Source organism: Pararhizobium sp. LjRoot255 (genome assembly GCF_964252905.1).
Classification (GTDB): Bacteria; Pseudomonadota; Alphaproteobacteria; order Rhizobiales; family Rhizobiaceae; genus Pararhizobium.
The window spans coordinates 1266208-1278082 of sequence record NZ_CAXUPQ020000001.1 but is presented as its reverse complement, the minus strand read 5'-3'; the positions used below and the strand labels follow the sequence as shown (position 1 = coordinate 1278082).

At 61.2% G+C, this 11875-nt stretch carries 15 protein-coding genes and 1 tRNA gene; 9 read left to right on the top strand and 7 right to left on the bottom strand.

What is annotated here, in order from left to right; translation table 11 throughout:
• Positions 1-29: 29 nt before the first annotated feature.
• Positions 30-974, bottom strand: coding sequence for an AEC family transporter (locus ACSQ2W_RS06370; protein WP_436085502.1), 945 nt, complete (start codon positions 972-974; stop codon positions 30-32).
• A gap of 242 nt (positions 975-1216) precedes the next feature.
• On the opposite strand from ACSQ2W_RS06370, the gene ACSQ2W_RS06365 reads away from it, so the two are divergent.
• Positions 1217-1474, top strand: a complete 258-nt coding sequence (locus ACSQ2W_RS06365) for a BON domain-containing protein (protein ID WP_436085501.1) — start codon at positions 1217-1219, stop codon at positions 1472-1474.
• A 13-nt stretch (positions 1475-1487) separates the two neighbouring features.
• On the opposite strand, the gene ACSQ2W_RS06360 is transcribed toward ACSQ2W_RS06365, so the two are convergent.
• From ACSQ2W_RS06360 to ACSQ2W_RS06340, 5 genes are all read right to left on the bottom strand, one after another.
• Entirely contained in the window at positions 1488-1619 is a 132-nt protein-coding gene (locus ACSQ2W_RS06360; protein WP_436085500.1) for a hypothetical protein, read from the bottom strand.
• A 13-nt stretch (positions 1620-1632) separates the two neighbouring features.
• Positions 1633-1815, bottom strand: coding sequence for a hypothetical protein (locus ACSQ2W_RS06355; RefSeq protein ID WP_436085499.1), 183 nt, complete (start codon positions 1813-1815; stop codon positions 1633-1635).
• A gap of 10 nt (positions 1816-1825) precedes the next feature.
• Positions 1826-2014 carry a hypothetical protein gene (locus ACSQ2W_RS06350; protein WP_436085498.1) on the bottom strand — a complete coding sequence of 63 codons (189 nt, stop codon included), beginning with the start codon at positions 2012-2014 and terminating at the stop codon, positions 1826-1828.
• A 69-nt stretch (positions 2015-2083) separates the two neighbouring features.
• Positions 2084-3343 carry an alpha/beta hydrolase gene (locus ACSQ2W_RS06345; RefSeq protein WP_436087691.1) on the bottom strand — a complete coding sequence of 420 codons (1260 nt, stop codon included), beginning with the start codon at positions 3341-3343 and terminating at the stop codon, positions 2084-2086.
• Between the two features lie 188 nt (positions 3344-3531).
• Positions 3532-3621, bottom strand: a tRNA-Ser gene (locus ACSQ2W_RS06340).
• Between the two features lie 301 nt (positions 3622-3922).
• Here ACSQ2W_RS06340 and ACSQ2W_RS06335 point away from each other — a divergent pair.
• From ACSQ2W_RS06335 to ACSQ2W_RS06325, 3 genes are all read left to right on the top strand, one after another.
• Positions 3923-4252: a hypothetical protein gene (locus ACSQ2W_RS06335; protein WP_436085497.1), complete on the top strand. Its 330-nt coding sequence runs from the start codon at positions 3923-3925 to the stop codon at positions 4250-4252.
• A 103-nt stretch (positions 4253-4355) separates the two neighbouring features.
• Positions 4356-5003, top strand: coding sequence for a peptide-methionine (S)-S-oxide reductase MsrA (gene msrA / locus ACSQ2W_RS06330; protein ID WP_436085496.1), 648 nt, complete (start codon positions 4356-4358; stop codon positions 5001-5003).
• Between the two features lie 486 nt (positions 5004-5489).
• Positions 5490-6482: a BMP family lipoprotein gene (locus ACSQ2W_RS06325; RefSeq protein WP_436085495.1), complete on the top strand. Its 993-nt coding sequence runs from the start codon at positions 5490-5492 to the stop codon at positions 6480-6482.
• A gap of 76 nt (positions 6483-6558) precedes the next feature.
• Here ACSQ2W_RS06325 and ACSQ2W_RS06320 read toward each other — a convergent pair whose 3' ends face one another.
• On the bottom strand, positions 6559-6768 hold the full coding sequence (locus ACSQ2W_RS06320) for a SlyX family protein (RefSeq protein WP_436085494.1): 210 nt from the start codon (positions 6766-6768) through the stop codon (positions 6559-6561).
• Positions 6769-7048: 280 nt separating this feature from the next.
• Between ACSQ2W_RS06320 and ACSQ2W_RS06315 the strand changes: the two genes are divergently transcribed.
• From ACSQ2W_RS06315 to ACSQ2W_RS06295, 5 genes are read left to right on the top strand one after another with little or no spacing between them, the layout of a single operon-like run.
• Positions 7049-8584 carry an ABC transporter ATP-binding protein gene (locus tag ACSQ2W_RS06315; RefSeq protein WP_436085493.1) on the top strand — a complete coding sequence of 512 codons (1536 nt, stop codon included), beginning with the start codon at positions 7049-7051 and terminating at the stop codon, positions 8582-8584.
• Entirely contained in the window at positions 8581-9711 is a 1131-nt protein-coding gene (locus ACSQ2W_RS06310) for an ABC transporter permease (RefSeq protein ID WP_436085492.1), read from the top strand. The genes ACSQ2W_RS06315 and ACSQ2W_RS06310 overlap by 4 nt, the downstream gene beginning before the upstream one ends.
• A 3-nt stretch (positions 9712-9714) precedes the next feature.
• Complete coding sequence (locus tag ACSQ2W_RS06305; RefSeq protein WP_436085491.1) at positions 9715-10686, top strand: ABC transporter permease; 972 nt, start codon at positions 9715-9717, stop codon at positions 10684-10686.
• A gap of 2 nt (positions 10687-10688) precedes the next feature.
• Positions 10689-11081, top strand: coding sequence for a cytidine deaminase (locus ACSQ2W_RS06300; protein ID WP_436079338.1), 393 nt, complete (start codon positions 10689-10691; stop codon positions 11079-11081).
• Positions 11078-11875, top strand: a complete 798-nt coding sequence (locus tag ACSQ2W_RS06295) for a purine-nucleoside phosphorylase (RefSeq protein ID WP_436079337.1) — start codon at positions 11078-11080, stop codon at positions 11873-11875. The genes ACSQ2W_RS06300 and ACSQ2W_RS06295 overlap by 4 nt, the downstream gene beginning before the upstream one ends.

The window sequence follows — 11875 nt, the reverse complement described above, 5'->3', positions numbered from 1 at the left end:
GCTTTTTCGTGCCTGCTTCGGACAGAACCTCAGAGCAGGACATACGCCCAGGCCGAAACCGAGATGACGCCCAGCGCCGTGGTTATGGTGATCGTCGAGGAGGCGAGCCCGTGGCCGACATTGAAATGATTGGCGATCAGCCAGGCATTGACGCCGGTCGGCACGGATGAGGTCAGCACCAGGGCAGCCGTCCAGTTGCTGTTGAGGCCGAGCAGCTGGCAGGCACCATAGACGGTTGCCGGCAGAACAACGAGCTTCAGGAGACTGGTGATCGAGGCAAGCCCGGTATTGCCGACGAGGCCATACTTGTCGAGCGCCATGCCGATCGAGATGAGCGCCGCGGGGGCGGCGACCGAAGCGAGCTGGTCGACGACGACCTTGAATGGGCCGCCAAGCGGCATGCCGACGAGATGCACGAGCGCTCCGCAGAAAAGGCCGATGACCAGCGGATTGCGCACCAGATTGCGTAAAATGCCCTTCAGCAGCCGCAACGGGCTTTGGCCGGGCTTGCCGCTGGTCTTGCGCTCGGCCCGCTCCATCAGGATCGTGCCGGCGATCATCATGACCGGCAGGTGCACCGAAAGCAGGATGGACAGCGCCACCACCCCGTCCTCGCCGACGTTGCGGGAGACCAGCGGCAGGCCGATGAAGACTGTATTGGCAAAGGCGGAGGAAACGCCCGACAGCACGCCGACGCGCGCATCCTTCTTGAAAAACAACGTGGCTGCGAGATGCCCGAGCGTCCATGCGACAGCAACGCCGGAAAAATAGGCGACCCATAGCGGCCAGGGCGACCCTTCCTTGAAGTCGGCCTCGGCAATGGTGCGGAACAGCAGGACCGGCACCGCCACCCGGAAGACGAAATCGCCAAGCGCTTCCCCGACCGCCGCCTTCAGATAGTTCATTCGCACGATCAGCCAGCCGAGCAGGATGAGGACGAAGATCGGCACGACATTCAGGAAGACATCGGACATCGGGTGCTGCCTCTTGGCGAGTTGAGCTTCCGCCATAGACCCATTCGGCGCGACGCCGCAACCCGGCGCGAGGAACCGGCTGTCCTCGAACGCTGCGAATCGGGAAGTGCCGCGTCGTTAGCGACACACGCGATGCGGCCGCAATGCTTCCTCCACTTCACCTCCAGCGGAACGGCTGGCACACGCCGAAAGAGGGAACCTTCGGGAAAAGCTTGCGTTGTCCCTTGGAAGGGTAGGAGGCCATGCACAAGCAGATTTACGTCCATGAGGGCGACCACCCGGATTTAACGGGCGACGATCTTGCCGAGAAGGTGTTGCGCTACATCCAGTATACCGCGCTGATCGATACGTCCGGGCTTTCGGTCATGGCCATCGGCCGGACCGTTGTGCTCAGCGGTTATGTCTCCAGCGAGGCGGAGGTCGGTTGCGCCGAACAGGCAGCCGCCGCGGTGATCGGCGTGCATCTGGTGGAGAACCGGTTGGAAGTGCGCAAGCACTAAATTGAACGCCGGTTCAATAGACCCATAACGCAACCACCAGCAGGACCGGTAGCGAGACGCCAAACAGCCACATCAGAAACTGGCGAAACATCAACTGCCGGTATTCGCGGCGGACAGACTTTCGTTGTGTTTCGGTTACCGGCATCGCAAGGATCCTTTCAGAGTGCGCCGCCGGTAACAGGGTTTACGACCGGCTTTTCGCTGTTATCCTTGGCTCCGGCGGGCTGAACCGCGGGCGGTGCCTTGGATTTCTCGTCGGCATGCGAGGGCTGGCCGGGTGGCCTGTGCACATCCCGCGGCTTTTGCTGCTCGGGCGTCACGTTGCTGTCAGCGGTCGACATCGCCTGCTCCTTAGGCCATGCCGGCCGGATCGCCGATCGGCAGCAGGGCCGGATCGAGCACTCGGGGCTTTTTCGGATCATCCTTGTCTGTGACAGGCGGTGTCGCAGGCTTGTCCTTGGAGGGGTCGGGACCGCCGGGCGCCGGTTGCGGGCCGCGCCGCGTCTCGTCCGCTGGCGAAACAGGAATTGTGCTCGGCATGATAAATCTCCTTCTTTTGCAGGAAAACGATGCCGGTGGCCGGATGGTTCCGAAGAGAAGCGTTTCGGTCTAGTTCAATGGGGCGTTTTCGCCTTGCAGCGTCATGTCGAGATTGCCGGGCGTCTTTTTCGGCGCCGGCTTGAGGTTCCCCGAAAGAAGATCGACCGGCGTCGCAACCGTTGAGGCGGTGATCTTGCCGATGTTGCTGGCGGTTCCCGCGACCACTGCCGTGATGCCATCGCCAAGGCCGACGTCTGAATCCGTCAGCGTTTGACCGGTTACCAGCCGCTGGCCTATCAGCTGCACGATCTCAGGGCTTTCGGCAAACTTGCCGTGGTTCAGCCGATCGGTGGATTTCACCTTGGTCAGATCGACGACGGTGATGCCGGCCGCTTCGAGCTTGGTCTTGTAGGGTTCTTCCGCCGGATTGATCTGGCCCAGCCGCTGGACGTCGCCGGATATATAGCGGGAGAGGGCCAGCGCCCGGTCGTCCTGGGAGACGAAGATGGTGAAGTTCGGCCGCTTGTCGCCCAGCTCGCTCCATTGCCGGGCAAAGACGTCGACATCGATATCCGGTGAGGCGAGAATGACGTTTTCGATCTTTTTCGGCAGCGATCCGTCACGGATCGCCATCTGGCGGATCGATTCCATCGCCAGCCAGGTGCCCATCGAATGGGCGAGGATGGTGATGTCCTTGACGTTCTTGTCGTCGACCAGCGCCTTCAGCATCCTTTCCAGCGAGGTACGCGAATAGTTGGTGCTTTCCTTGTCGTAATTATAGTCGAACACTTTTGCCCGCGATGGCCAGGTGAACAGGATCGGCGTCACGTCGGCGCCGGAATCATGGACGATCTGGGCGAAACGGAAGACCGAATCCTCATAAGTGTTGTTGAAGCCATGGATGAACACCATGGCATGTCCGCCCTTCGAATGCAGACGCACCCAATCATGGGCTTGCTGGACGGTCTCGATCGGCTGGACGCGCACCACCGCGAAGTCCGTTTCGGGATTGGGCGGCAGCTTCTTCGGCCATTGCACGGTGCCGGCGACGCGCTCCTTGCTCGACGGTATGGAGACGGCAACGTCGGTGACCGAGGGACTTGTGCTGCGTTCGCCGGAAAACAGGGTGGCCGGATTGTCGGACGGTCGCCGGCTGGTCGCCACCAGCATGTCGACGACAGCGTTGCCCTTTGGCTCTTCGGCCAGATTGAGCGGCTCCATGACACCCTTCACGTGACCGCCGCAGCCCGAAAGCGCGATGGAGAGCGACAATGAGACAACAACCCGCCGAATGCGTTTCGGCCCCGTCGCCGGGACGCCGTTCGACATTTTTCCCATGACCACGCTTTTCCCCGAGCAACACGCTGCAAACCGCCCCAGCTTGCGGGCTCGACTCCGCCCACAATCGACAGGCCCCGTCAAGTGCACAGCAGGAGACTTGAGGGGCTGCGTGATCTGTCGCACAGCTTCCCGTTGTATCAGAGAACTGTTGCCTATGGGCGGAACAACGGAAAAAATGGCGGACAGAGCGGGATTCGAACCCGCGATACGCTCTCACGTATACACACTTTCCAGGCGTGCGCCTTCAACCACTCGGCCACCTGTCCGTTTTGTCAATCGCGCCGGCGGTTGGGTCCAGCGGATCAGAGACAAGCGCTTGCTTTCTCCTGAAGCCCGTTCGGCAAGGCCAAATCGGGGTGTCCGGCAAGGGAAAACCTGCAGACCGGCGCGATATATACCGAGGAAGCCTGAGGGATCAACTGGTTTCTGACAGTTTTTTGACTTCTTGTGATGGGCGGCGGCAAAAGTGCGGCATTGCACTTCGTCAGACCTGTGCCTATTTCTTGCTGAGCAGGAGAAATCCGGTCGGATCGACATGGGTTTCCGGCCGGTTGGCGGAGGGGCGGAATGCGGTTTTTGCTGCGGTTTGCAGGTTTTCTGGCGCTCGTTGCCGGTGTTCTGGTGGCCTCGGTGGACGCCATCCAGTCGGTCTCGGCGTCGCAGCCCGTTTTGACGCCGCTTTCAACGGCGCTGGCGGCCGGCGGCGCGTCGACCCAGGCGCTGGTCGAGGTCTTGGAAAGGCCGCATGCCAACGGCGCGTTCTGGGGCGCGTTCTGGGATCCGGTGATCCGCTGGTCGCTGCAGCAGCCGGCCTTTGCCTTTTTCCTGCTGATTGCGCTGTTGCTCTGGATGATGGGCTACAAACGGCCCCCGGTCGCCGGCCGCTTTTCCGCCTGAGTGCCGGATGGTTCCAACAGATTGAAGACTGCGGTGCCGGCCCGAGACCGGCGGACGATCGGCGATGAGGTTTCCGCCATCTAACAGCCGAAAGGAGACAGGCATGTTCCTGACCGAAATGTTCAACAAGAAGACCACGATGCCGGACCCGCAAAACGCGCTGCCGGGCCGGGAAACGGAAATTCCGACCGCCGCCCGCCACTTCGTCAACGGGCATGCGCTGACGGGCCCCTATCCGGCCGGCTACAGGCAGGTCCTGTTCGGCATGGGCTGCTTCTGGGGCGCCGAGCGGATGCTGTGGCAGGTCCCGGGCGTTTATGTCACCGCAGCCGGCTATTCCGGCGGTTTCACCAGGAACCCGACCTATCAGGAAACCACGACGGGCCTGACTGGCCATACGGAAGTCGTGCTGGTGGTCTATGACCCCGCCAAGGTGTCGTTTGCCGATCTGCTCAAGGTTTTCTTCGAGGAGCATGACCCGACGCAGGGCATGCGCCAGGGCAACGACATAGGCACCACCTATCGCTCGGCCATCTATGTTGAGGACGACGCGCAATTGGCCGAAGCGATCGCCGCTCGCGACACCTTCCAGGCGGCGCTGGAAAAGGCCGGGCACAAGGGCAGGATTACCACGGAAATCGCCAAGGCCGGCGCCTTCTATTTCGCCGATGCCGACCATCAGCAATATCTGGCGAAAAACCCGAACGGCTATTGCGGCCTGCGCGGCACCGGCGTCAGCTGCGCCATCTGACTGTTGCGCTGCGGGAGGCCGGCCCGCGCGTCTGCGAAATGCCGCGTCCGAACAGGCGCGGCATTTTTTCAAAGCGGTAGAGGCTGGCTCTTGATGGTGCCCCGGGCATGGAGAAAAGGTCACAACGGGAAAGCCTGGCGTTGCGGCCTTTCGGCGATTGAAACGATGCGGGCAGTCGATTGGTCAAACTTGACTACAAGCTTTACGGACCCTCGACGCTGCCCCGACCGCGGCCTTTGGTCTTTCCTGCTGCTTCACAATTGGGCTGCACGTGCCGGCAAACCCGATGATTTTGCCCGGTTTTTGGACGGTCTACCTTTTTTTACCAATTGAAAAATTTCGGGTGAATTTTGATTTGAGGCGTGCAAGGATGCGCGCCAGCCAGACATACCCTTAAAAAGGGAGTGGTGGTTCCGCAGACACGCTCCCGAAAGAGGAGCTTGCGGGAGGACCCAACAAGATCAATAGCAACAACAGGGCTGCACAATGAAAAAAACCCTCCTCGGTCTCTTCGCCTTCTCGATGATGTCCGCTACGGCGCTCGCCGCCGACATCAAGCCGGCGATCATCTACGATCTCGGCGGCAAGTTCGACAAATCCTTCAACGAAGCAGCCTTCAACGGCGCGGAGAAGTTCAAGAGCGAAACCGGCATCGAATACCGCGAATTCGAAATCGCCAACGATGCGCAGCGCGAGCAGGCGCTGCGCCGCTTCGCCGGCGACGGCAACAACCCGATCGTGATGGCCGGCTTCTCCTGGGCTGCAGCCCTGGAAAAGGTTTCTGTGGAATATCCGGACATCAAGTTCGCCATCATCGACATGGTGGTCGAAAAGCCGAACGTGAAGTCGGTCGTGTTCAAGGAACAGGAAGGTTCCTACCTCGTCGGTGTGCTGGCCGGCATGGCCTCGAAGACAAAGACCGTCAGCTTCATCGGTGGCATGGATATTCCGCTGATCCACAAGTTCGCCTGTGGTTACATCGGCGGCGCCAAGTCCACTGGTCCTGACGTCAAGGTGCTGGAGGCCTACACCGGCACGACGCCGGATGCCTGGAACGACCCGGTCAAGGGCGGCGAAATTGCCAAGTCGCAATTCGACCAGGGGTCGGACGTCGTCTATCATGCGGCCGGTGGCACCGGCGTCGGCGTGTTGCAGGCAGCAGCAGATGCCGGCAAGCTCGGCATCGGCGTCGATTCGAACCAGAACGGCCTTCAGCCGGGCAAGGTTCTGACCTCGATGCTCAAGCGTGTCGACGTGGCTGTCTATGACGCGTTCTCGTCCGCAAAGGACGACAAGTTCACCTTCGGCATTTCTAATCTCGGCCTCAAGGAAGACGGCGTCGGGTATGCACTCGACGACAACAACAAGGCTTTGATTACCCCGGAAATGCAGGCTGCCGTCGATAAGGCAAAGGCCGACATCATTGCCGGCACGATCCAGGTTCACGACTACATGTCGAACGAATCCTGCATCTACTGATTTCTCGGGATTGCATGAAAAAGCCGCTGGTCCTGTCGGGCCGGCGGCTTTTTTCTGCGCGAGACCATTGACCGGCTCAGTAATGCGGCGGGCGGGTAATTGCTGGCGCGTCGAGGCCCTGCTCCTCCAGGCTGAGGAACCGCTCGGTCAGGCGGTCGAGCTTGGCACGGGTCTGCTCTACGATCTTCCACTGTTCTGCCAGCTGATCCGACAGTTCCTCGATCGTCTTCGTCTGATATGCGACCGTTTCCTCGAGCCGGGTAATACGTTCGCTGTCTCTGCTCATTGGGATCCCTCGGGACGTCGCGTAGATGTGAATGCATTCCCTATCATAACCACATGAAGGATACAGGCTCGGCCGCTGCTATATTGCGTTTCGCTCGGAAGCGCGTAAATCGCGCTGGACTCTCCCCATTGAACTGGGAAGAGTGGGAAAACCGGCGATATTTGGGCTTCCGCGTCCGGAATTCGATGATAAACTTATACCAATTGGTAAAAAAATCGATGCCCGGGCTACCGCTGGCAAAGTGGAGAAAACCGGACCGACTTGGGGAACATGGGTCAGTATGAACGATATTGCCATCGAATTGCGCGGCATCGACAAGAGCTTCGGCCTTGTCCACGCCAACAAGAACATCAACCTGACTGTCCGCAAGGGCACCATTCACGGCATCATCGGTGAAAACGGCGCCGGCAAGTCGACCCTGATGTCGATCCTCTACGGCTTCTATCAGGCCGATAGTGGCGATATCGTCGTCGATGGCAACAAGGTCACGATCAAGGACCCGAACGCGGCGATCGCCAGCGGCATCGGCATGGTCCACCAGCATTTCATGCTGGTCGAGAATTTCACCGTGCTCGAAAATGTCATGCTCGGTGCCGAAGACAGCCAGATCCTCAATACCAGCATTTCCAAGGCGCGCGTCGAATTGAAGCGGCTTGAGCGGGAATACGCGCTGGAGGTCGATCCGGACGCGCTGATCGAGGAGCTCCCCGTCGGCCTGCAGCAGCGCGTCGAAATTCTCAAAGCCCTCTATCGCAAGGCTGATATCCTCATTCTCGACGAGCCGACGGGTGTTCTGACGCCGCCGGAGGCGGATCATCTCTTCCGCATCCTCGGCCAGTTGAAGGAGCAGGGAAAGACGATCATCTTCATCACGCACAAGCTGCGCGAGATCATGGCGATCACCGACGAGGTCTCTGTCATGCGCCGCGGCGAAATGGTGGCGACGCGCCACACAAAGGAAACCTCGGTCGAGGAACTGGCCGAACTGATGGTCGGCCGTCGGGTGCTGCTGCGCGTGGACAAGGGCGAGGCCAAGCCGGGCGCGGTCAAGCTTGCGGTCGAAAACCTGACGGTGCGTGACAGCCGCGGCGTCACCATGGTCGACAATGTCTCCTTCACTCTGCGCGCTGGCGAAATCGTCGGTATTGCCGGTGTTGCCGGCAACGGCCAGTCGGAATTGCTCGAGGCGATTTCGGGCATCCGCAAGGCGGTGAACGGCAAGGTTCTGCTCAACGGCGAGCCGGTCGATGTCACCGGCCACGCCGATCCGGGCGACTTGCGCAACAGGGGCCTCGCCCATGTGCCGGAAGACCGGCATCATGTCGGCCTGGTCCTGAAGTTCGAGCAGGCCGAAAACAGTATTCTCGGCTACCAGCACGACAAGCGCTACCTGAACGGCGTCTTCCTCGACACCAAGGCGATCCAGGTCGATGCCGAGGAGAAGATCAAGAAATACGACATCAGGCCGCCCAATCCGCGGTTGAAGACCGCCAATTTCTCCGGCGGAAACCAGCAGAAGATCGTGCTGGCGCGCGAGATGGAGCGCGGTCCTGACGTGCTGATCATCGGCCAGCCGACGCGCGGCGTCGATGTCGGCGCGATCGAATTCATCCACAAGCGGATCATCGAGATGCGGGACCAGGGCAAGGCCGTCCTGCTCGTTTCCGTCGAACTCGATGAAATTCGCGCCCTGTCCGATCGCATCATCGTCATGTTCGCCGGCCGCGTCGTCGGTGAGCGGGGCCCGGATGCGACGGAAGGGGAACTCGGCCTCTTGATGGCCGGTGTCGAAGGCCGCAAGGAGGCCGCCGAATGAGCAATCCATACGCAAAACTGCCGGCCTGGGCCGAATACGGCCTGATCCCGCTGGTCAACCTCGTCGTCGCCTTCCTGGTGGCGGGCCTCGTCGTGCTTCTGGTCGGCGAGAATCCGCTGAAGGCAGCCTTTCACATGATCAATGGCGCTTTCGGCCGCGGTGAATATATCGGCTTTACGCTGTACTACGCCACAACCTTCATCTTCACCGGCCTGTCCGTCGCCGTCGCCTTCCATGCCGGACTGTTCAATATCGGCAGTGAAGGCCAGGCCTATATAGGCGGCATCGGCGTGGCGCTCGCCTGTCTCTGGCTCGACAAGACCATGCCGTGGTTTGTCGTCTTTCCGGTCGCGATCATCGGTTCGGCCGCCTTCGGCGCTCTCTGGGCCTTCCTGCCCGGCTGGCTGCAGGCCAAGCGCGGCAGCCACATCGTCATCACCACGATCATGTTCAACTTCATAGCATCGAGCATCATGGTCTATCTTCTGACCCGGGTGATGAAGCCGCTCGGATCGATGGCGACCCAAACCCGTACCTTCGAGGCGGGCGGGCAATTGCCGAAACTTGACTGGCTCTTGTCCATCTTCGGCCTCAATGTCGGCAATGCACCCTTCAACGTCTCGTTCCTTTTGGCGCTGCTTGCGGCGTTTGGCGTCTGGGTGCTGATCTGGCGGACGAAGTTCGGCTACGAGATGCGCACCATGGGCTTCAGCCCTTCGGCTGCCCGGTATGCCGGCATGAAGGAACCCCGCATCACCGTCATCGTCATGATGATTTCCGGTGGTCTTGCCGGTCTCATGGCGCTGAACCCGATCATGGGCGAGCAGTTCCGCATGCAGCTGGATTTCGTCCAGGGTGCGGGTTTCGTCGGGATCGCCGTGGCGCTGATGGGCCGGTCGCATCCGGCCGGCATCATCCCGGCGGCGATCCTGTTCGGCATGCTCTATCAGGGCGGTGCCGAGATCGCCTTCGAAATGCCGTCCATCTCGCGCGACATGATCGTTATCATCCAGGGCCTCGTCATCCTGTTCGCCGGCGCGCTTGAAAACATGTTCCGCCCGGCGATCGGCCGCGGATTTGCCACTTTCGGCAGGCGTTTCCCGGTCGCCGCGCAAAGGGGGGCCTGAGCGATGGAACTTTTTCACACGATCGTCGCGATCCTTGAATCAACCATCCGCGTTTCGGTCCCGTTGATCTTCGCAGCCCTCGCCGGCCTGTTCACGGAGCGGGCGGGGGTGTTCGACATCGGGCTTGAGGGCAAGATGCTCGGCGCCGCCTTTGCCGCCGGCGCGGTGGCCGCCGTCACCGGCTCCGTGCTGATGGGGCTGCTGGCCGCTATCCTCATCTCCGTGCTGCTGTCTCTGCTGCATGGCTATGCCTCGATCACCCAGCGCGGCAGCCAGATCGTCTCCGGCGTCGCCATCAACTTCGTCGTTGCGGGTTCGACCGTCATTCTGGGTGAAGCCTGGTTCCGCCAGGGCGGACGCACGCCAGCGCTCGGAGGCGACGCACGCTTCCAGACGGTTACCTTCCCCTTTGCCGATGCGGTCAAGGACGTGCCGATCTTCGGGCCAATCTATTCCAACCTGCTCTCCGGCCATTTCATCCTGACCTATATCGCCTTCCTTCTGGTGCCGTTCAGTTGGTGGGTGCTTTACCGCACCCGCTTCGGCCTACGCCTGCGCGCGGTCGGCGAAAATCCGGGCGCGGTTGATACGGCCGGCATCTCGGTCATCTGGCTGCGCTACCGGGCGGTGATCTGCTGCGGCATCCTGTGCGGCTTTGCAGGGGCCTATCTGTCGCTCGCCATGAGCGCCGGCTTCGTTAAGGGCATGACGGCCGGCAAGGGCTACATCGCGCTGGCGGCCCTGATCTTCGCCAAATGGCGGCCATTCAACATCATGATGGCCTGCCTGCTGTTCGGCTTCCTCGACGCGCTGGCGATCCGCTTGCAGGGCAATCCGCTGCCATTCATCGGTCAGGTACCGGTACAATTGATGCAGGCGCTGCCTTATATCCTGACGGTGATCCTGCTCGCCGGCTTCATCGGCAAGGCGATCCCGCCGAAGGCCGGCGGCATACCCTATGTGAAGGAACGCTGATCATGGAAAACGAGCTTTTCGAAGCCGCACGCGAGGCGATGGCGAAGGCCCATGCGCCCTATTCGAAATTTCCGGTCGGTGCCGCCATTCGCGCCGAGGATGGCAAGATCTATACCGGCGCCAATATCGAGAACCTGTCCTTCCCGGAGGGCTGGTGCGCCGAGACGACCGCGATCAGCCACATGGTCATGGCCGGCCAGCGCAAGATCCTCGAGGTTGCCGTCATTGCCGAGAAGCTGGCGCTCTGCCCGCCCTGCGGCGGCTGCCGCCAGCGGCTGGCCGAATTTTCCGGCGCTTCGACTCGTATCTTTCTTTGCGACGAGACCGGCGTGAAGAAGACACTGTCCATGTCCGACCTCTTGCCGCATTCCTTCGAGACCGAGATTCTCGGATGACCGCCGCGGCCGACATGCTCAGGACGCGACTTTCCGGGCTTTCGCCACGCTACGGCATCGTGCTCGGTTCTGGTCTCGGCTCGCTGGTCGAGGCGGTGGTCGATCCGGTGAGGATTTCCTATACCGATATTCCGGGTTTTCCGGTCAGCGCCGTCTCCGGTCACGCAGGCGAACTGGTCGGCGGCACGATCGGCGGCGTTGCCGTCATCGTGCTTTCGGGACGCGTGCATTTCTACGAGCGCGGCGATGCCAATGCGATGCGCGGGCCGATCGAAGCGCTGAAGGCGCTCGGCGTCGAGGCGCTCATTCTCACCAACTCCGCGGGCTCTTTGCGGGAAGATCTGCCGCCGGGCTCGGTGATGCAGATCACCGACCACATCAATTTTTCCGGTGTCAGCCCGTTGATCGGCGTCGACAGCGACGATCGTTTCGTCGGTCTCACTTCTGCCTATGATCCCGAGCTGGCCGAGCGCATGCGCGCTGCGGCGATCAAGCTCGATATCCCGCTCGGCTCGGGCGTCTATATGTGGTTCTCCGGCCCGAACTTCGAAACGCCGGCCGAAATTCGCATGGCGCGCATTCTCGGTGCCGATGCGGTCGGCATGTCGACCGTGCCGGAGGTCATTCTGGCACGGTTCTTCGGGTTGAGGGTCGCGGCTGCCTCGGTCATCACCAATCTCGGGGCGGGCATGACGGGCGGCGAACTCAGCCATCATGAAACCAAGGACATGGCCCCGATCGGCGGCCGCCGTCTTGCCGCCATCCTGACAGAAATGATTTCGGCCAAAGCCTGA

Bases quoted from the DNA above. Each gene is read 5' to 3' on its own strand.
- ACSQ2W_RS06370 (WP_436085502.1), bottom strand. From the start codon at position 974: ATGTCCGATGTCTTCCTGAATGTCGTGCCGATCTTCGTCCTCATCCTG.
- ACSQ2W_RS06365 (WP_436085501.1), top strand. From the start codon at position 1,217: ATGCACAAGCAGATTTACGTCCATGAGGGCGACCACCCGGATTTAACG.
- ACSQ2W_RS06360 (WP_436085500.1), bottom strand. From the start codon at position 1,619: ATGCCGGTAACCGAAACACAACGAAAGTCTGTCCGCCGCGAATACCGG.
- ACSQ2W_RS06355 (WP_436085499.1), bottom strand. From the start codon at position 1,815: ATGTCGACCGCTGACAGCAACGTGACGCCCGAGCAGCAAAAGCCGCGG.
- ACSQ2W_RS06350 (WP_436085498.1), bottom strand. From the start codon at position 2,014: ATGCCGAGCACAATTCCTGTTTCGCCAGCGGACGAGACGCGGCGCGGC.
- ACSQ2W_RS06345 (WP_436087691.1), bottom strand. From the start codon at position 3,343: ATGTCGAACGGCGTCCCGGCGACGGGGCCGAAACGCATTCGGCGGGTT.
- ACSQ2W_RS06335 (WP_436085497.1), top strand. From the start codon at position 3,923: ATGCGGTTTTTGCTGCGGTTTGCAGGTTTTCTGGCGCTCGTTGCCGGT.
- msrA (WP_436085496.1), top strand. From the start codon at position 4,356: ATGTTCCTGACCGAAATGTTCAACAAGAAGACCACGATGCCGGACCCG.
- ACSQ2W_RS06325 (WP_436085495.1), top strand. From the start codon at position 5,490: ATGAAAAAAACCCTCCTCGGTCTCTTCGCCTTCTCGATGATGTCCGCT.
- ACSQ2W_RS06320 (WP_436085494.1), bottom strand. From the start codon at position 6,768: ATGAGCAGAGACAGCGAACGTATTACCCGGCTCGAGGAAACGGTCGCA.
- ACSQ2W_RS06315 (WP_436085493.1), top strand. From the start codon at position 7,049: ATGAACGATATTGCCATCGAATTGCGCGGCATCGACAAGAGCTTCGGC.
- ACSQ2W_RS06310 (WP_436085492.1), top strand. From the start codon at position 8,581: ATGAGCAATCCATACGCAAAACTGCCGGCCTGGGCCGAATACGGCCTG.
- ACSQ2W_RS06305 (WP_436085491.1), top strand. From the start codon at position 9,715: ATGGAACTTTTTCACACGATCGTCGCGATCCTTGAATCAACCATCCGC.
- ACSQ2W_RS06300 (WP_436079338.1), top strand. From the start codon at position 10,689: ATGGAAAACGAGCTTTTCGAAGCCGCACGCGAGGCGATGGCGAAGGCC.
- ACSQ2W_RS06295 (WP_436079337.1), top strand. From the start codon at position 11,078: ATGACCGCCGCGGCCGACATGCTCAGGACGCGACTTTCCGGGCTTTCG.